General features: G+C 44.5%; 17 protein-coding genes. 10 read left to right on the top strand and 7 right to left on the bottom strand.

What is annotated here, in order from left to right; translation table 11 throughout:
• The first annotated feature begins 201 nt into the window (after positions 1–201).
• Both C8R34_RS10585 and xth read left to right on the top strand, forming a co-directional pair.
• Positions 202–918, top strand: a complete 717-nt coding sequence (locus C8R34_RS10585; RefSeq protein WP_309146185.1) for a carboxylesterase — start codon at positions 202–204, stop codon at positions 916–918.
• 111 nt (positions 919–1,029) lie between these two features.
• On the top strand, positions 1,030–1,797 hold the full coding sequence (gene xth, locus C8R34_RS10580; protein ID WP_110340516.1) for an exodeoxyribonuclease III: 768 nt from the start codon (positions 1,030–1,032) through the stop codon (positions 1,795–1,797).
• Between the two features lie 15 nt (positions 1,798–1,812).
• On the opposite strand, the gene C8R34_RS10575 is transcribed toward xth, so the two are convergent.
• The 3 genes from C8R34_RS10575 to glnA all read right to left on the bottom strand — a co-directional run bounded on the left by C8R34_RS10575 (position 1,813) and on the right by glnA (position 4,293).
• Positions 1,813–2,262 (bottom strand): DUF4124 domain-containing protein, encoded by a 450-nt coding sequence (locus tag C8R34_RS10575; protein ID WP_110340504.1) that lies wholly within the window; start codon positions 2,260–2,262, stop codon positions 1,813–1,815.
• A 37-nt stretch (positions 2,263–2,299) separates the two neighbouring features.
• Positions 2,300–2,734 (bottom strand): DUF4124 domain-containing protein, encoded by a 435-nt coding sequence (locus C8R34_RS10570; protein ID WP_110340502.1) that lies wholly within the window; start codon positions 2,732–2,734, stop codon positions 2,300–2,302.
• Positions 2,735–2,883: 149 nt separating this feature from the next.
• Complete coding sequence (glnA, locus tag C8R34_RS10565) at positions 2,884–4,293, bottom strand: type I glutamate--ammonia ligase (protein WP_110340500.1); 1,410 nt, start codon at positions 4,291–4,293, stop codon at positions 2,884–2,886.
• Positions 4,294–4,681: 388 nt separating this feature from the next.
• Between glnA and recQ the strand changes: the two genes are divergently transcribed.
• Together recQ and C8R34_RS10555 are read left to right on the top strand one after the other, a co-directional pair.
• On the top strand, positions 4,682–6,475 hold the full coding sequence (gene recQ, locus C8R34_RS10560) for a DNA helicase RecQ (RefSeq protein WP_110340498.1): 1,794 nt from the start codon (positions 4,682–4,684) through the stop codon (positions 6,473–6,475).
• A gap of 122 nt (positions 6,476–6,597) precedes the next feature.
• On the top strand, positions 6,598–6,780 hold the full coding sequence (locus C8R34_RS10555) for a hypothetical protein (RefSeq protein WP_110340496.1): 183 nt from the start codon (positions 6,598–6,600) through the stop codon (positions 6,778–6,780).
• 183 nt (positions 6,781–6,963) lie between these two features.
• Here the strand turns inward: C8R34_RS10555 and C8R34_RS10550 are convergent, their stop codons facing one another.
• Positions 6,964–7,527, bottom strand: a complete 564-nt coding sequence (locus C8R34_RS10550; protein WP_110340494.1) for a PEP-CTERM sorting domain-containing protein — start codon at positions 7,525–7,527, stop codon at positions 6,964–6,966.
• 536 nt (positions 7,528–8,063) lie between these two features.
• Complete coding sequence (locus C8R34_RS10545; RefSeq protein ID WP_258364461.1) at positions 8,064–8,675, bottom strand: DUF4114 domain-containing protein; 612 nt, start codon at positions 8,673–8,675, stop codon at positions 8,064–8,066.
• A 573-nt stretch (positions 8,676–9,248) separates the two neighbouring features.
• Here C8R34_RS10545 and C8R34_RS10540 point away from each other — a divergent pair.
• The gene (locus tag C8R34_RS10540; RefSeq protein WP_110340490.1) at positions 9,249–9,527 is read left to right on the top strand and encodes a hypothetical protein; all 279 of its coding nucleotides are present in this window, start codon (positions 9,249–9,251) and stop codon (positions 9,525–9,527) included.
• Positions 9,528–9,775: 248 nt separating this feature from the next.
• On the opposite strand, the gene C8R34_RS10535 is transcribed toward C8R34_RS10540, so the two are convergent.
• The gene (locus C8R34_RS10535; protein ID WP_110340488.1) at positions 9,776–11,587 is read right to left on the bottom strand and encodes a hypothetical protein; all 1,812 of its coding nucleotides are present in this window, start codon (positions 11,585–11,587) and stop codon (positions 9,776–9,778) included.
• A gap of 519 nt (positions 11,588–12,106) precedes the next feature.
• On the opposite strand from C8R34_RS10535, the gene C8R34_RS10530 reads away from it, so the two are divergent.
• Complete coding sequence (locus tag C8R34_RS10530; RefSeq protein WP_110340486.1) at positions 12,107–12,805, top strand: MEDS domain-containing protein; 699 nt, start codon at positions 12,107–12,109, stop codon at positions 12,803–12,805.
• 95 nt (positions 12,806–12,900) lie between these two features.
• Here the strand turns inward: C8R34_RS10530 and C8R34_RS10525 are convergent, their stop codons facing one another.
• Positions 12,901–13,665 carry a Crp/Fnr family transcriptional regulator gene (locus tag C8R34_RS10525; protein WP_110340484.1) on the bottom strand — a complete coding sequence of 255 codons (765 nt, stop codon included), beginning with the start codon at positions 13,663–13,665 and terminating at the stop codon, positions 12,901–12,903.
• A gap of 778 nt (positions 13,666–14,443) precedes the next feature.
• Between C8R34_RS10525 and C8R34_RS10520 the strand changes: the two genes are divergently transcribed.
• The 4 genes from C8R34_RS10520 (at position 14,444) to C8R34_RS10505 (ending at position 19,230) form a co-directional block, all read left to right on the top strand.
• Entirely contained in the window at positions 14,444–15,280 is an 837-nt protein-coding gene (locus C8R34_RS10520; RefSeq protein ID WP_110340482.1) for a BON domain-containing protein, read from the top strand.
• A 105-nt stretch (positions 15,281–15,385) separates the two neighbouring features.
• Positions 15,386–16,732 (top strand): GTPase HflX, encoded by a 1,347-nt coding sequence (hflX, locus tag C8R34_RS10515; protein WP_110340480.1) that lies wholly within the window; start codon positions 15,386–15,388, stop codon positions 16,730–16,732.
• A gap of 187 nt (positions 16,733–16,919) precedes the next feature.
• The gene (locus C8R34_RS10510; protein ID WP_110340478.1) at positions 16,920–18,650 is read left to right on the top strand and encodes a dihydroxyacetone kinase family protein; all 1,731 of its coding nucleotides are present in this window, start codon (positions 16,920–16,922) and stop codon (positions 18,648–18,650) included.
• 211 nt (positions 18,651–18,861) lie between these two features.
• Positions 18,862–19,230, top strand: coding sequence for a hypothetical protein (locus C8R34_RS10505; RefSeq protein ID WP_132467089.1), 369 nt, complete (start codon positions 18,862–18,864; stop codon positions 19,228–19,230).
• Positions 19,231–19,480: the final 250 nt, after the last annotated feature.

The following is a 19,480-nucleotide window of genomic DNA, read 5'->3' as shown; positions in this document are numbered from 1 at the left end:
TATTAACAGTATTGCTGGAGCAGTTATACCAGTCTTCACCAAGCTATAAGCTAGGTTAGTATCAATGCCGGTACACCACTGTCGAAAGACAGCCGATGTACCGGCTTTTTTATGGCTCTAAGTTAGATATTTTTCAGCTAAAATGCTTTTCTCAAGCTTGCTTTTTTCTTTAAAGTGTAGATTTGATAAATTCTGTTTTTATTGATCATTGACGCCAGCATTAAGTATTTTGCCGATTATATGATTATTGAGCCTATTGATTTGCAATCCATTGAAGTTGAAACAGGTGAGAATCCTACTTACGCAATTGTGTGGTTACATGGGCTAGGTGCTGATGGGAATGATTTTGTACCGATAATCAATGAGCTGAAGCTGTTTCCTGATAAGCCTGTTCGGTTTATTTTTCCGCATGCACCAGAACGGCCTGTTAGTATAAATAATGGTTATATAATGCGTGCATGGTATGATATTTTTCATCCTGATTTTAATCATCATCAAGATGAGCCAGGTATTTGTGGTTCGCAAAAAGCAATTGATGCTTTGATTGTACGAGAGATACAGCGGGGTATAGCGTCAACACATATCTTATTAGCGGGATTCTCGCAAGGTGGTGCGATGGCACTGCAAGTTGGATTGCATCAGATCAATCCGCTAGCTGGAATTATAGCGCTGTCATGCTACTTGCCTCTTGCAGAAACGCTTTCATTCGAAACTTGCGCCGTTAATGCCGCAATACCAATATTTATGGCGCACGGTACTTATGATGCTGTGATACCTATATCGCATGCTACTGCTTCAAAAGAAAGATTACTGGCTGCAAATTATGCACCTGAATGGCATGAATATCCTATGGCGCATACCGTATGTCAGCAAGAAGTAGTAGATATTAGTCACTGGTTGCAGCGCATCATGAAATAAGTCCGAGTGAATTGTTAGAAAAATATAAGCCAATAGAAAGCATGATTTTTCCGCCTAGCTGTCATGCAGCGGAATTTTAGTCAAAAAAACCATCATTACGTAATCAATCACATGAGACTAGCAACTTGGAATGTAAATTCACTAAAAGTGCGATTGCCGCAAGTAATTGATTGGCTGGGAGCCAATCAGCCTGATATGTTGTGCTTACAAGAAACGAAATTATCCGACGATAATTTTCCAGAGAGTGAAATTGCTGCGATGGGTTATCAGTCTGTTTTTGTTGGACAGAAAACCTACAATGGTGTCGCGATACTGAGCAAACAAAAAGGCAGTGAGATAGTAACCGCGATACCTGATTTTGCTGATGAACAAAAAAGAATCATCGCCGCGACCTATGAGGATTTGCGCGTTATTTCTATTTATGTACCCAATGGGGATACCGTTGAATCTGAGAAATATAATTATAAATTAAAGTGGTTGCCAGCCTTAAACAAATGGCTGCAACAGGAATTGAGAGAGCATGCAAAACTGGCATTGCTGGGTGATTTTAATATTGCACCAGAAGATCGTGATGTCCATGACCCGGAAATCTGGGAGGGTAAAGTATTGTGTAGTCAACTGGAACGTGATGCTTTCAGTAATCTGCTTAATTTAGGGTTTGTGGACAGCTTCCGTTTATTTGAGCAGCCCGAAAAATCTTATACGTGGTGGGACTATCGTATGATGGCTTTTCGTCTGAATCGGGGACTGCGGATTGATCATATTTTGTTAAGCCATGAACTTGCCAGAACCTGCCAAGCATGCAAAATAGATAAGACGATGCGTAAACAGGAACGTCCTTCGGATCATGCGCCAGTGATGGTGGAATTATCCATGTGAGTCTGGATTTCCTGATTATTTGCTTTTGCCAGGTATATTCTGGAGCTCATTTCTTAGCACATTTAGATTCTTTTCGCGAACATTGATTTCTTCTTTTAGTCGTTCCACTCGATTGAGGTATCTCTGGTAGTTGCGCTCACTACCCAAACGGTCTGGAACGCCTTCTTTATATTCGTCTTTTACTTCATTAAGACGCTTTTCTTCTTCAGATATTTTACTTTGTAATTGTTCGCGTTGTTCCTCGATTTTGGTGGATTCTCGTCTTTTTGTAATTCTATCTTCTATTCCCTCAGAGTTGACAGAGGGAACGACAACAATGGGTGGTAAATCAATGCGCTTTGCATTATTGGAGGGTATGTTTGAATATGTTACGTTGCCATGTCCATCAATGTGCTTATACACACCGGCTTGTGTCAGACATGAAAAAGAAACCAACATAATAAAAAAAAGATCATTTCTTTTCATGGTTCACCATCTTAACTGTTTGTGGTTCTCAATGTTTCTACAACTTAGCAAGCTCTTTCTTCAGCGCCGCTATATTTCTTTGATGTAAGAATAGTTTATTTTTGAGTTGTACGGATTTTTCTTGATAGTTACTTGATTCCATATTGCTATTGATTTGTAGGAGGGAGCTTTGTGTTTCTGAGAAAAGTTTTTCTTCACTCGCTAGCTCTTTTTCCAAAATCTGGCGACGCATGGTATCGCGTTCTTTTTGCGTCGTATTTTTTACACGGAATTTCGAATGCGATCCTGATTGTTCAGTATTTCTGGAGAAAGAAGCGATTGAAATTTTTTGCGCATTACTGATACGACGATTAGTAAAAGTGATATTGCCATCTTTATCAACATGTTTGTATATACTCGTCCCAGCGATAACATTCGATAAAGGATTTAATAGAATTAAAATCAATAGAATAAATAGTGCTTTGGTCTTCATATCTTTGATAGAAAAAATCTAATAATAACTGCAACTATTTGATCAGTATATCAATTATTTATCAAGTATAGGATAAAAAAAGAACCAGTAATTCTTGCTTATTCTTATGTTTATAGATTTGGAGTATCCTAGATTATCCTATATGGCCTTTATAGGCTGTAGTACATATCAAATTCAACAGGGTGTGTGGTAGTGCGTAATAATATTACCTCGTCCATTTTAAGGCGAATATACGCGTCAATCATATCATTAGAAAATACGCCGCCGCGGATTAGAAAATCGCGATCCTTATCCAGACAATCCAAAGCTTCATCGAGTGAAGCGCAGGCATTGGGTACTTTAGCGGCTTCTTCCGGTGGTAAGTCATAAAGGTTTTTGTCCATCGGGTCACCAGGATGTATTTTGTTTTGAATCCCATCGAGGCCCGCCATCATGAGTGCAGTAAATGCCAAGTATGGATTGGCAGTTGGATCGGGGAAGCGAACTTCAATACGCCGTCCTTTGGGGCTGCTGGTGTGTGGAATGCGAATCGCTGCTGATCGGTTGCTTGCCGAATAGGCGAGATTGACGGGCGCTTCAAATCCGGCAACCAAGCGTTTGTAGGAGTTGGTGCTGGGATTGCAGATCGCATTAAGTGCGTGGGCATGTTTGAGGATGCCACCGATATAGTAGAGTGCTATTTCTGATAGCCCTGCATAACCGTTGCCGGAAAATAGATTCTTGCCGTCTTTCCAGATGGATTGGTGTACATGCATGCCTGAGCCGTTATCGCCAACAATGGGTTTGGGCATAAAAGTTGCTGTTTTGCCATATGAATGCGCGACGTTGTGTATGACATATTTGAGTATCTGATTCCAGTCTGCACGTTTAACCAAGCTATTGAAACGTGTGCCTATTTCGCATTGACCGGCGGTAGCGACTTCATGGTGATGTACTTCGACGCCGATCCCCATCTCTTCCAGCGTAATACACATAGCGGAGCGGATGTCTTGCAGTGCATCAACCGGTGGAACTGGAAAGTAGCCGCCTTTAATAGCAGGGCGGTGACCGATGTTGCCACTTTCATATTTGATGGCTGAACTCCAAGCCGCTTCTTCCGACTCGATTTTAACCGAACAGCCAGACATGTCGGTATGCCAACGAACGGAATCAAAAATGAAAAATTCCGGTTCTGGGCCGAAATAAGCAACATCACCGATGCCAGTTGATTTTAAGTAGATTTCTGCCCGTTTGGCCAGTGAGCGTGGGTCTCGGCTATAACCTTTTCCATCCGCCGGTTCGACCACATCGCATGTCATCAGTAGTGTGGGTTCATCCATGAATGGATCCATGTTGGCAGTATCGGGATCCGGTATCAATAACATGTCGGAGGCCTGAATACTTTTCCACCCGCCTATCGATGAACCGTCAAAGGGATGGCCATCTTCAAATTTATCGGCATCAAAAGTATGCGCAGGTACGGTTACATGATGTTCTTTTCCATTTGTATCGGTAAAACGTAAGTCGACAAATTTGACTTCATTGTCTTGAATCAATTTCAAAACATCAGCTACCACCATTTTTCTTTCTCCAAACTAGCGTTACAAGTTTTATAAAGCAAAATAAAAATACATTTCGATAGAATTATACCAGCACAATATAATGAATAACTTGAAACGATGCGAATGATTGGTATAACAAGGCGGTTAAATATCAACGTGCAGATATCGGGATCAGTATTCTGTTGTACTATCATAAAGTAAGTCTTTATGATTCGTGAGGATTACGAAATGGTGGTTGCAGTGCTGATTGATTGCCGATTGCAACGCGTTTTTTTATTCAGAACGGAAAGCTAAATTTGCTGATGAAGTTAGGAATTTGGTTATTGGTGATCATTGTCAACATGTGTGCCGAAATGTGGTTTCTGAGGCTGTAGAAAATTGAAAATAAGCAGTAGTTGTATCTTGCATGCCTAGCGCACTTAACATACTCAAAGAAATTTTCGGCTACCCTGTCTTTCGCGGCCAGCAAGCAGAAGTGATCATGCATCTCGCCAGTGGTGGCGATTGTCTGGTATTAATGCCGACAGGCGGCGGCAAGTCGCTGTGTTATCAAATTCCTGCTTTGTTACGTGATGGTACTGCTATCGTTGTGTCTCCGCTGATTGCATTAATGCAAAATCAAGTAGCTGCGCTACACGAAATTGGTGTGCGCGCAGCAGTTTTAAATTCATCACTGTCGCAGCAAGAAGCTGTTGTTGTTGAACAGAAACTGCAATGTGGCGAGTATGACTTGCTGTATGTCGCACCGGAACGGTTACTGACAGCGCGGTTTCTGAACTTGATAGCTCGTATTCCGGTTGCGTTATTTGCAATTGATGAAGCGCATTGCGTTTCGCAATGGGGACATGACTTTCGTCCGGAATATATTCAATTGTCTGTGCTTCATGAACGCTTTCCCAAAGTACCTCGCATTGCTTTGACGGCGACAGCTGACATGGATACGCGTAAAGAAATTATTGAACGACTGGGACTTAATACGGCGAGAGTATTTGTTTCCAGCTTTGACCGTCCGAACATTCGCTATCAAATTATCGATAAGACCAATAGCCGGACACAATTACTGTCCTTTATACAGGCCGAGCACCAAGGTGATGCCGGGATCGTTTATTGTTTGTCACGTAAGAAAGTCGATGAAACAGCGACCTGGCTCGTAAACCAAGGAGTACGCGCAGTGGCCTATCATGCCGGTATGAGCATGCAGCAACGTAGCATCAATCAGGAAAAATTTCTGCGGGAAGAGAGTATCGTCATGGTCGCCACGATTGCTTTCGGTATGGGAATCGATAAGCCCGATGTGCGTTTTGTCGCGCACCTGGATTTGCCCAAAAGTATTGAAGGTTATTATCAGGAGACCGGTCGCGCCGGCCGTGATGGACAGGCAGCCAATGCCTGGATGGTGTATGGTCTCGGCGATGTCATTCAGCAGCGCCGGATGATTGAGGAGTCTGAAGCGCAGCTCAAATTTAAACAGGTTGCTACCCGGAAACTTGAAGCGATGTTATCGCTGTGCGAAACAACTACTTGCCGTCGCTCACGCCTGTTGAGTTATTTTGGTGAAGCGGATACTACACCATGTGGAAATTGTGACACTTGTATAAACCCGCCACAAGTCTGGGATGCCACCATAGAGGTGCAGAAAGCGTTATCCTGTGTTTATCGTACCGGGCAGAATTTTGGGGCAGGGCATCTAATTGATGTGTTGCGAGGCAACCTGACTGAACGTGTGCAGCAATGGCATCACGACAGAATCAGTACTTTTGGTATTGGTAAAGATTTGCCGGAGAAAGCCTGGCGCGCGGTATTCCGCCAAATTGTAGCACTTGGGCTATTGACGACGGATAGTGAAGGTCATGGTGCCTTATACTTAACTGAGGCAAGTCGAGCAGTACTCAAGGGGCAACAAACTGTACATTTGCGACTACAGACAAAATTAAGAAAATCATCCGAGAAGCGGCTTGATGATGTTGCGCTATTGGATTCAGCCGAGCGTTATTTGTGGGAACAATTACGCATGTGGCGAGCAAAAACAGCTAAGGAGCATGGTGTTCCGGCATATGTGATTTTTCACGACACTACCTTGCACGAATTGGTGCGTCTGTGCCCTAAAACGGAGGATGAATTGCGTCAGGTGACGGGTATCGGTGTGCGTAAATTCGATAAGTATGGCGATCATTTGATGGAGATTCTTCGCAGTTCTTGAGGTTCGCCAGCATAAATTGAAATGACTACCAAATTTGCGGTACTTGGAATTTTTATTAGTTTTGTTATATACTCAAAACCCACAATAGTATGGTGAATTTAATTTAAATGAGGAATTAAAGGATGAAATTATCAATTTTTGCTGCAACTTTAGTAGTATTCTTAGCTGCTTGTTCAAATGCTAATATGGGCGATCCAAACGCTAGTGTAGATGACTGTAAGTTTGGAATAGGTGGTAATGGTGAATGCCTCAAGGAAGGACAGGATCCACGTCCATTTGGTGGTAACAGCAAACCAGGACATTAATGGTCACAGATAGAGTCAGAAAAGAAATAATCTATCTCATGAATTCATTAATAAAAAACCGCCTTCAATAGGCGGTTTTTTATTAATGAAGTTTTCTTAATTTTGTTTATTCACGTACCTGCAGTGTTTTGATATTTCCACGAGTTGTCATGTCTCGCGACCTAATGTAATCGTAGTTGTCGATTAACCTGGAATTCTTCTGCGGCGCACTGTATATCCCATCAAACCAAGTCCAACTATTAACATGGCATGAGTTTCCGGTTCTGGGACTGGACTGACCGCAGTATTTGAGTTAATGGTAAAAACCAGATCTCCTCCACCAAAATTAAGACCTTGCCAGTTTACGTATAAATGGTCTGCATCAAAGCTCAGAGTAGGCGTTCCTAAAACGCCAGCGTTTGAAATGAGGTTAAACGAAATAAATGAATCTATTGTTGAGAATATATCGCTAACAACAAATCCATTAAACGGTGTCGATGAGAAGCTGGACCCATGGGTAAATGAAATGACAAAGCTATCACTACTAAAATCCAGTGTGCCATAACCATCGACGACATTAGATACTTCTACACTAGAGTCTACCAAGTAATTACCATTGGCAGCGGCAGGATAAGAGGTGGTCAAGTCTGGAAAATAATATTGATAATTCACTGTTTGTCCATCAAATAGTCCAGCGTTTGCAGCTCCTGCGCTCAAACCAAAGCACACAGCGACAGAAACAGTTATTAGTCGTAAAGAACTTTTCATTATTTAACTCCTAAAAATTTAATGCAGCGATAAGCTAAGAATCAAGAACTTATACGACGTATCATGCATTAAATTTTTTTGCCTTAATAGAGAAAATTGTCATAAAATTAATAAGATAGATGTACTAAGAATGGATTGTCGTGAATAGTTATAATGTCCTAAGTGTGAATAGGCTGGATGTCTCATTTTGCAAGGCTGATGAACACGGCGATTCATGCCTCAGCTAAAATATTTGGGTTTTTATGTGTACAGCAAGTTGATGCATGGTTTGTCCGAGACATCGCAGCAGCAAGTGGAAATAGTCTTTTTATACAAAGATTGATTGAATCAATGTGATACGGCAGATAGGATTCTTGTATATAAACCGGTAAACGGTCTAAAAAAATCAAGTTCTCCAATGCCGGTTTTCTGGATTCGGTAAGCAAGGTGGGCGTGGAAGTGCACTTCACCCTATTAGATATTAGAACTACCTAGTTTTACCTCCTATACGATAGTACAGGAGGTAATCGGAAAAATAATGCTGAGATCTCTATTCCTTATGCGATTCTGCTACGGCGTACTGTAAGAATTATGAGTCCCAATCCCGCCAACAACATGGCATAGGTTTCCGGTTCCGGAACGGCGCTGATATTGGTGAATACAAACGTTTCGTCGTTATAATCAAAATCTCCACCGCCATATATATCTTCAAATCCTACATAGGTTCCGGTTGGAATGCCATGGGCGGTATCGCCGGAAAATGACGTAGAGTAAACATGATTTACGCCATCAGCGTTTAGCGTACTGTCCGAATATAAGGTGTTTCCTGTGGTGATGACATTCAACTGAAATGTGAGTACATCGCCTGCGTGTACGAAGCCAAGACTCACAAAATCACCGATACTTGAGGTGTGATTGTTTAATACCCCAGCAGATGATTCTGGAGTGATTACACCATTTACCAGTAATGACAGGGTATTGGTATAGCTTGCTGATTGATTGTAAAAATAAGCACCAATCTCGCCTGTTGTTGTTGCTGTGAAAGTGTATTGGGTCGAATCCTCTGCTCCAGAGGCTGGATATGGGATTGCATCTGCTCTGGTATTCGATAACAAACCAAACCACAGGGCAACAAAGACTGCTGTCAATCGCAAAGAATTTTTCATCATTTACTCCTCAATTTTAACTTGTTACATAAGCCATAAGCACATCCGTTACGTGGCATATAATGTATTAATATGATTGATCTTAATAGAGAAAGATGTCATTAAATTAATGAGATAAGTGCCATGGAATAAATAGTCGAAATGTCCTGTTTCGTGAGATGGGCGAGTGTGGTGGTCAACGCTGATCTATTGGCTGGAATCGAATAAAACTGAGTTTCTATATGGGTGGTCTCAAAAGTCGCTTCCTCTCATTGACAGGAAATACAGTTTCGTAAATCCTTTATGAATCAGAATGGAATGACATGATTAGCCCATTGATGTATTCGCAAGGTGTTATCCACCTCGGCTCACGTCTGAAAATGGGGCACGTCAAACCAGTCTTATTTGTCTTTTCTTTAGATCTTCTAACTTACCGAACTCTGCGGCAATTTGCGCCAAGAATCTTGTTGCGATTCAGGTCGATTTGAGATTTATCAATATTTAGCAACAATCTCTATTTGGTAAAATTTTTTCTGCTATTCTAAATGGGCAAAAAGAGCTTTTTGCGTGCCAATTAAAATAGAAATGGAGAAGAATATGTTTAAGAAATCAGTAAGTGTACTAGCACTTGTCATTGCAATGGTTTTCGCCTCAAGCCATGTTTTCGCAGCCTGTAGTTTGGAAACCGAGAAAGATGGGAAAAGCGCCTGTGGTGCTAATCAAGTCTGTTATTTGGTAGAAGGAGCCTGTATTGATAAAAAGAGCCTTCCAGCTGGAAAAGCATGTAAAAAATCAGGTGTTTGTCAGAATTCATGTGTGACAGCGGACGGTAAAGAAACCAAGGAAGATGGTTCCCAAACAGGAATGTGTAATTAGTCTTTGAAATACACTATTCTTGTTAACCTAAGCCGGAAATCGGCTTAGGTGGTTTAGGCGGTTCGTAACATTATCAGGCAATAGTCCAGTTAGCCTGAAATCCTGTCTGAATGATCTGATTAATCTGCTGTCGTTGTCTTTTAATCTCTGCGGGTTCAATTCCCCGCCCCTTGGGGCGGAAGCTGGTTGAAAACCAGCAGATTGAAGAGCGCGGTTAATACCCCGCTGCTTGCGGCGGGGTGCTTTATTTATTGTACGGGTCTTCGTGTTTCCCGAAACCAAATCCGGTATCGCTCCATTTTTGCACGTTGTTCCGCGGGTGCTTGGCGACGGCAAGTAGAATGTTCTTCGGTGTCCGGTTTTGCGCCCCAGCGAATTTCGATGCAGTCGTTAGGATTGTAGGCCATTTCATAGGCTGACTTCCGTGCCAATACCTCGGCGACAGAAAGCGCCCATGGACTGCCGTCCGTGCGGATATAGCGGATGCTGTGCTCCTGGATGCGCTGTGCGTGATATTGTTCAATTTCAGCTTTGGCTGCTTCAGGGGGCTTGTCGTTCATTATGAATAATTCGGGATGGCGCACAATTTTTTCGGGCAAGTCGCTCAGTACATTAATGGCGATGAGGAGACGCATATCGCGAGAAGGCGTGGAATAATCCTCCCATGGGCCGACGGTCTGAAAAATCGCTGCACCGCTAGGCATCGGGATGACGCTGCGCGGATTCTTGCGGAAATATACTTCACCATTGTTTACTGAGTTGACGCGGGTTTCGATTTGCTCCACCAGTGCAGCTAAGGTGGCTTCGTAAACTTGTCTGGTATCAAGCCCGTCAGGATTGATAAGTTGGGCGAGTCTCGCGTAAAAGTCATCAGGAGAGAGTTGATCTTGCTCCAAAGAAAACAATGTGAAGTCGGATTGGTCGATCAGCTCATCGTTGGAGAACATGCGCCATTTGCCCGAAGGCATGCGCGCCAAAGGCCGAAAAGCTTTGAAGCCCGGCCCGGCGCTTGCGGTATTGGCAAACAGCAGGGTGCCTTCCCACACCTGCTTACGGGCGACCGAGTTGTCCGGTTGCGCATCGACGGCCAACAACACGCCAGGATAATCAATTGTCTGTGGCACCCATTCAACCAACACTAACACATGACCATAGGGATCGGCATAGACCGTTCCCGGCCACAGCGTCTCGCGGCTGAGCGGAACGGGATACAAATCGGTGGATTCATCTTCAAGCCCGGTGCGTAGCGAACCGGAATGGACGGTATCTGCCAATTGTCTGCTGAATTTTCTGAAATTGGCCTGTGAGCTGATGCCTTGGGTAAATTCAATCATGATGGTGGCTGCGCTACAACGCGGCGGTGCCTTGGTCGAGCCGCGCCCGCAAGCGCGAAAAGCGACTGGCAATCCGATTTTCCAAGCAAAATAAGCGCGCAACGTGTAGGGCAGGTCGGCGCAATCGGGGGTTAGCGGCAGGTTTTTGTCTTCGTCGAGGCCGAGATGGTTGTGTAGGAAGTTGCGCTCGGTGTTACGCAGCACCGGCTCCAAGGAGGGAAAGCTAAGATTTTCTCCAGGTGGTGCGCCAAACAGCGCTTCGATCCAGGCAGAGTAGAAAGCTTCGGTGGCAAGATTCCACTCTATAGGGTTTTCTCGTTTGTTGGATTCACCTACGATCAGCGGATAACAGGCGATGAGATTGCCATCCCGGTGCGTCACCACTCGATACTGCCCCGCAGAGAGTCTTTCCAATTTGGTGCTAAGGCTCCAAGGCGGGCCGCCGCGATGGCGGGACTGCAGTGGTATACGGCGTCCTTGGCTGTCGAACACGGTCAATTCTGCAATAGGGCCATCGGTGGCAACCGCCATGATCTTAACCGGCGCATCGGCTGTGGGATTGATCGGCGAGATCCAGATGTGCGTCTCGCCGCTTTGTTTGCATGCATAGTCATCGGCCAGTGCTACTGAAATATCGCACCATGCCAGCAAACATACAAGGAAACAGATTGCGGGCTGGATTGGGAAACCCGGAAAATAGCCTCGATTCGGCTTGACTGTTGTCATTCGTGCACTCCTTCAAGGTCTTTTTCCCACAAGACATGAACATATCTTTCAGCGGAATTTTCATTACTTACGAAATGAATTACCTAAGAGTCTAGGAAAATTCTGGGACTGAGTAAAGCTAAACATTTAATCTGCGGGAGCATTATCTCCAAGGCATAAGTCTAGAAAATGCATCGTGTGTAGATTTGAGTTGCCCGTGTTTTCATCGCTTCGCTACTGAGGCTTTCGTGCCAGATGTCAAACGATAATAACCTTTTGAAAGAAAAAGTATAGTGGTCAAGAATAGGAAAAGTATCCAGTAGCACCTCTTATACTGATTTCTATAGGGATCAATGATATCGATTTGTATGAAAGAATTTTCTTTAAATTGATGAAAGAATTTTCTTTAAATTTTAAATGACACGAAAATTCTTATACTTAATTAACATACGCTGATAATTCGGCTTTGTTTTTTTATAGATAATGTTGTAGCATTCCCTTGTAATGTTTTAAAACACGTTGATTAATGAGGGAGGATTTATGGATAATCGGATATGGCATTTAACAAATCCTACAGGTAATTACGTTGCTCAGGTCTGTCAGAATGAAGCTTCTCAGGCAAAAGCAGTTACCGATTATATTAAAGCGGGTTTGCTTAATGATGAGTCGATTGTTGTTCTTGCCAGACCTGCTTTAAGGAAAGCTATAATATCCGGACTAGATGCACTAGGTTTTGATATGCAATCTATCCGAAATCAAGGTCAAATAAAATTCTTTGATGCTCAGTTTTTGCTATCAAGTTTACTGATTGATGGCGTATTTGAGGAGCAGGTTTTTCAGGAATACGTGGGGATTCCACTTCAAACTTTGCAATTAAAATATGGCAAAGTTCGAGTTTTTGGCGGCATGGTGGATATACTCTGGGAGGAAGGTCAACACAACACAGTTTTGCAAATGGAAGATTTGTGGAGTGATCTACTCCAGAAACAAAAATTCTCACTTCTTTGTTCTTACTCTCTGGGATATCTTGATCCGAATGCTTATGATGAATCTTTTGAAAGTATTTGTAAATGCCATAAACGATTGATTCCAGTTAAAAACCATGGTTTGTCTGAAGCTGGAGTGGGTGAGGTAGTGCTAGATGTTTTTGGTGCAGCTTGGAATCGCGTGGTAGAGAAGCTGCTAGTAGAATCCCAAAAGATTTCAGCTCAAATGCCTAGAAAAACACTGTTAAATTAAATGTAGCGAAGCTTTTTGTGTTTCTTTATTTGCGTAGGCTGTAACGAATTGCAAAACGATGCTGGTTTTAGCATGAGGCGAGCTTGTTGCGCTGATTATGCGACTTGTAAGTCTGCGATCAGCTTGACTTGTAAATCTGTGGCCAGCCGAACTAATTCTTCCTTCATTATTCCGTAACACTCACAGGCTGCTGTTTCTAGTTTTATTCTACTCTTAAGCTTTATGTGGCCACGGTAATACTCGATAATTCCAGCTTCTTGCAATCTTTTTGCTACTTCAGTGATGCTTTCACGACGAACGCCAAGTATATAAGCAATTGATTCTTGGGTCATTGATAAACTATCTGAACGTCCGCGGTCAAAATTTGAAAGCAGCCAATAGCATAGTTGCTGTTCCAGTGCATGACGTCGATTACACGCGGTTGCTTGTGCCATTTGTATGAAAAGCGTTTGGGCATAGCGTAGTATCAATTTCTGCAGTGAACCAGCGCGACGGCCTCCGCTACGGGATAAGATACCATGTAACGATTTTATGGAAGCTCGATAGCAGTAACCTGGTATGTTGATAATTGCTTGCGTCAATGCCACATCGCTACCCATTAGAGCTGAAACTCCCAGTACGCCTTCACTGCCAACCATTGCCACTTCTACGGTCGTACCATCCTCCAGAGAGCATAACAAAGATGCAGTAGCTGTAATGGGGAAATAGATGTACTGCAATTTGTCGTGGGCTTCGAATAATACTTCAGCGCGAGACATCGTTGTCAATTCAAGGTGAGGCTCTAACAGTTCAAACTCGACCTGCCTAAGTGCATACAAAATACGATTATCTCGAGGATCGCAAGTTAATGTCATTTTCATTTATTTATTAGTCGCTTAAGCCGCATCAACTATAGAAAATCTAGTTGCAAAAATTGTAATAATGTAATAATGAATAGTAGAAGATACTATTCAGAAAATTAAAAAAGCGAAATTTAAAGCAGGCAATTAATTTAGTTGCCTATTTAAATTGAGATACTCATTTGAAAGAAATCACCTAATAGTCCATGTCAACAGTTAATAACATTAGAGATTGTAGCAGGCCTGATATTTTTATGGTTAAAAACATTATTTTTATTAATTCGCCTTTTCAATCAGATGTGCAGTCAAATAAAAATAGCACGTCATGCGATAACTAGTCTTGAAATAGCTACACAACATTAAGTTAAAAGTACTGGTGTGATGCTTGCATCAAGAGAATATGCATTGAGGGTAGCCCAAGTGTTAAACGTAATAACTCTGTTAAGCAAAGCGGCAATGCACAAAATAACTGGCGAATCTTGATTCATATTATGTTAAAACTTCGGTTTAATCAATTAGGTTTTGTAGAGAAACTGAAGATACATAACAACAAAGGCAACGAATGGTTTTGATTAAAAATTCGAAAAGAAGAGAACTTAACTACAAAAATTACAAAAGTATTATGTGCGAGAGCGAACAGATCTCCTTCAGTCCTCCCGCTAGACTTCAAATGCACGCGGATTTCTAGGGTGGGTGCATCGTGTTTGATTGCATAGGGCAGCGCTTGCCCGGGGGCACTTTTTTAATGGATAGGTTGCGTGCTGCGCTACTGATTTAAATAACAATTTGAGGAGAAGCTATGAAAATGACAAATGCATATAAACAAGATATTTTGGCAAAAAGAGTCATTGTAATTGCTGGCTTATCTGCTGTTTTAGGATTAATTGGTTGCCAACAAGAAGGACCGGCTGAAAAGGCAGGGCAAAAACTGGATCGTTCGATTGAGAATGCTGAACAAAAGATTGAGGGAACGACAGAGAAAGCGGAAGTAAAACTGGATGATGCGAAAAAGATACTCAACGAGAAAATTGAAGCGACTGGTCAGTATATTGATGATTCATCAATTACTGTGAATGTTAAAAGAGCTATTCTTGATGATCCCTTGCTCAAAGTATTTCAAATTAAAGTAACTACGGTGGATGGCATCGTGCAATTGAGCGGTGAGCTCGATTCTCAAGAACACATTGATAAAGCGATAGAAGTGGTTGGAAGACAAAAAGATGTGAAGTCTGTGCAAAATGACCTGGTTGTAAAAGGACCGACTGAAATGGTAGGGCAAAAACTGGATCGTTCGATTGAGAATGCTGAACAAAAGATTGAGGAAGTAACAGAGAAAGCGGAAGTAAAACTGGATGATGCAAAAAAGTCATTCAACGAGAAAATTGAAGCGACTGATCAGTATGTTGATGATTCAGTAATTACTATGAATGTTAAAAAAGCTATTCTTGATGATCCTTTGCTTAAAGTATTTCAAATTAAAGTAACTACGGTGAATGGCATCGTGCAACTGAGCGGTGCGCTCGATTCTCAAGAAAACATTGATAAAGCGATAGAAGTGGCTGGAAGGCAAAAAGATGTGAAATCTGTACAAAATGACCTAGTTGTAAAAACAGAAACACAAAGTGAAGAAGAATGATCCATCTGAGTTATTTATTGTGGTCGATTTTGGGATTTCAGTGAATGCGACGGAATCTTTTTAAGGTACTATCTGATTTCATTCAATCAAGAAATGTGCCGCCTAATGCCAATAGAAGTCAGAGAAAAACCCAAGGTTGCCGTCGTGGCGTCCGTTCAATTGCCGAGTGTGAATGATGTAGAGTTCGAGGCGTCGCTGAGTGAGTTGCGAGAACTTGCAAAAACTCTGGGATATGAGGTCGTCAAGACGTTTGTGCAGAAACGCTCTAGCTTCGACACGACGGCATATCTTGGCGTCGGCAAGCGGCAGGAAATAAGCTGCTTTGTGAACAACAAAGCCGGATCCGCCGAGCTTGAAGAAATAATCACCAATCCTGATAACCGTAACATCGACACCATCTTGGTCGACCACGAGATCTCACCATCGCAGGCACGCAATCTTGAAAATGAGGTTGGTTGCGAAGTGATGGATCGCACCATGGTCATTTTAGAGATCTTTCATCGGAATGCCCGCTCTCGCGCTGCGCGTGCTCAAGTGGAGATTGCGCGTCTTGGATACATGGCGCCACGTCTGCGCGAGGCGGCGAAGCTTGCCGGACCGCAAGGGCGGCAGCGCAGCGGCGTCGGTGGTCGGGGAGGCGGCGAATCGCACACTGAGTTGGATCGACGCAAGATCCGCGATCGCATCGCCGAACTGCAACAGGAAATCGTTGCAATGGATGCGGAACGCAAGACGCAGCGCGCGCGGCGGCAAGAGCGCCAAGGGCTGGCCAGTGTGGCACTGGTCGGCTATACGAATGCAGGTAAATCCACCTTGATGCGGGCGCTCACGGGAAGTGAGGTGCTGGTTGCAAATAAACTCTTTGCTACGCTGGATACCACAGTGCGAACTCTCCATCCGGAGAGCGTGCCACGTATACTCGTCAGCGACACGGTTGGTTTCATCAAGAACCTGCCGCACGGACTGGTCGCCTCGTTTAAGTCAACGCTCGACGAGGCGCTGGATGCATCTTTGCTGCTTCACGTCATTGATGCCAGCGATCCCGGGTTTGAGCGCCAGCTTGAGGTTACCGATCAAGTGCTGGCGGAGATCGGCGCGAATGTTGTGCCACGCATTCGCATTTTCAACAAGATTGATCACGTCGGCGATGCAGCGGCGCAAGCGGGGCGCGATGCGGCCTTGCGGATGCAATATCCGGATTGCGTCGTGATGAGCGCACGTCGACCGGATGAGGTTGCGAAGTTGCGTCAGAAGATCGTGGCGTTTTTTCAGCAAAATCTGGTCGAAGCAGAACTTTTTCTGCCTTGGTCGGCACAACAACTGCGCGGGGGAATCTACGCGAGCTGTCAGGTACTGGAAGAACGCTCAGACAATGAGGGGGCCTTCTTTCGGGTTCGCGGCGAGCCCGGGGCTGTCGAGAATCTACGCGAACAGTTCGATCGGGTGCGATGAGCTCAGCACCTGTGGTTTCTTTACGCTGATGATTGCATTGTTCACCGCTTTACTTATTGCGGTCAATTCTTTAGGATTCCAGTCAAGCTACAAAGCCAGCGCATTGGCATTTCCGCATATCTGCTGATTGGCATCTAACATTAGATCATGGCGATGTTGATGGGCGATCAATACGGTTATTCAAGCAATGACTCATTTATTCAATGATCCGACAAAGTTTACAGACGAACTGATTGAGGGGTTCGCTGCAGCACACCGTAATCAAATATATCCGGTTGATGGTGGCGTGATCCGTCGGCATAAGGCTAAGCCTGGTCAGGTGGTGCTTGTTATCGGCGGCGGTTCCGGGCATTACCCGGCCTTTGGTGGTTTTGTCGGCGCGGGATTGGCGCATGGTGCTGCCATGGGAAATGTCTTTGCGTCGCCATCTGCGCAGCAAATCTGCAACGTGGCGCAGGCTGTGGATGCAGGGGGTGGTATTCTGTTCAGCTACGGCAATTATGCCGGCGACGTGCTCAATTTCAACCAGGCGCAAGAGCGCCTTTGTGCAATGGGCATTGACGTGCGCACGGTCGTTGTGACCGATGACACTGCATCCGCGTCTGCTGCTGAGAAACATAAACGCCGCGGCATTGCCGGCACTTTGCCGGTTTTCAAGGCCGCCGCAGTTGCCGCCGATGCAGGAAAATCTCTTGATGAGGTATTTCGCATAGCGACAGAAGCAAATGAGCGCGTACGGACACTGGGCGTTGCATTCTCCGGCTGCACGCTGCCAGGTGCCGGAAAACCGCTCTTTGAAGTGGCTGACGGAAAGATGGAAGTCGGCATGGGCATTCATGGCGAATCCGGCCTCTATCGCATGGATGCGCCAACTGCCGACGGTTTGGCAGAAATTTTGGTGAACAAACTGTTGTCGGAGATTCCTGCGGTTGTCGGCAACTCGGATGGTGCACGCATCGGCGTGATACTGAACAGTCTTGGTACCGTAAAACACGAAGAGTTGTTTGTTGTCTACCGCAAGGTTGATCAACTGCTGTCCGCGCATAGATTGGCCATTGTCGAACCGGTGGTCGGTGAATTAATCACCAGTTTCGACATGGCAGGTATTTCGCTGACGCTATTCTGGTTGAACGATCAACTTGAACATACCTGGATTGCGGCGGCGGACACCCCCGCATTTCATCGGGGTCATATCGCCCAGTCCGATGGTGATAACGCCGATGTAACCAAATTCTCAGGTAAACGTCGATTAACAATCGGTTCTGCAAATTCGCAAGTAGCTGCAACGGTAGCATTTGCGGCACTCAAGGCTGCCAGTGAAGTGATTGATGAGAAACGGGAAGAACTGGGTTGCTTGGATGCAATTGCGGGAGATGGTGATCACGGTTTAGGTATGCAGCGTGGACTGACAGCGGCGGTCGTCGCGGCAAAGGAGGCATTGGACGCCAAGGCCGGTGTGGGCACATTGCTGACAGTTGCCGGCGATGCTTGGTCCGATCGGGCTGGTGGCACATCGGGTGCCTTATGGGGGATTATCCTGCGGAATCTGGGTGGCGCGCTGGGTGACGAAGCAATACCGACCGCCTCTGTCATTGCTGCCGGTATTGCCGCCGCGCTTCGCGATGTCATGGATCTTGGTAAAGCGCAGCCGGGTGACAAAACCTTTGTCGATGTGCTTCACCCATTCTCAACGGCACTTGCTCAGGGTGCATCATGTAATCGTTCGATTTCCGCCAGTTGGACGGCTGCAGCCGCTATTGCTGATGAAGCAGCCCAAGCCACCAAGGATTTGTTGCCAAGGATTGGTCGCGCGCGCCCTCATGCGGAGCGGAGTATCGGCACGCCCGACCCGGGTGCTGTTTCGATGGCGCTGATCATTCGCTCGGTTGATAAAATCATCGGAGCGTATTGTTCCTGATCGACAGGTTGCGAAAGTTTGCAATACTGATTGACATGGTCTGAAAATTTTCCCAAAATTGCGGCCCATTTTATGGTTTGTTGCCTGGTGACGCGAGAGTAACGGGAGCATTCACGTTGTCATTGTGTCATGTAGCGCAATTGAGAAAACCGATGCGGATGCAACGGTGCTGTGATTTTATTTTTAAATTGATTTTTTAAGGTTAATACATATGAAAAGATTGCTTTTTGTTGTTTTGGTTTCATTGGTGTTTTCAAATAATCTGTATGCAAAACCAGGTAAGAGCAGCGGATCAAAAGGTTCTTTTGGTTCCAAGCCTGCGGCGACACAGCAGAAGAAAGCGGATGCACCAAGTCAACCTGCGTCATCACCATCACCGGCAGCAGCCGGTTCAAATGCAGCGCCTGCGCCAACTGCTAATGCGCCAGCTCAGAATCCATCAGTCATGCAATCGGTTATGCCAGCTTTAGTCGGTGGTGCGGTTGGAAGCTATGTCGGCAGCAAGCTGGCCGATGACGGCAGCAGTGAAAAACCCGCAGAAGTCAATGAAGAAAAGAAGGAAGGGCAGTTAAAACCATAAGCATCATGCTAGCAGGCTGTTGAAAAATTATCTGCGTTGCCGCAAAACAGGCGCAATATGCGCATTTGTCATGTATAAATTGTGCTTTCTCGCTTGTTTTCGCCTAGGATCGGCTGCCCAAGACGTTTTTTTTAACGACCTGCTAAATTGCCTGAATCTGATTGAGGCTTGTACAAATTACTCGGGCTTTGTAATTGCTGCTTTGAGACTGCTGTATAATTCTCAAAATGACCTTGCCTGATTTCAGTAT

Source organism: Nitrosomonas sp. Nm84 (genome assembly GCF_003201565.1).
GTDB lineage: Bacteria > Pseudomonadota > Gammaproteobacteria > Burkholderiales > Nitrosomonadaceae > Nitrosomonas.
The sequence above is the reverse complement of the archived record's forward strand: the minus strand, read 5'-3'. Positions and strand labels throughout refer to the sequence as shown.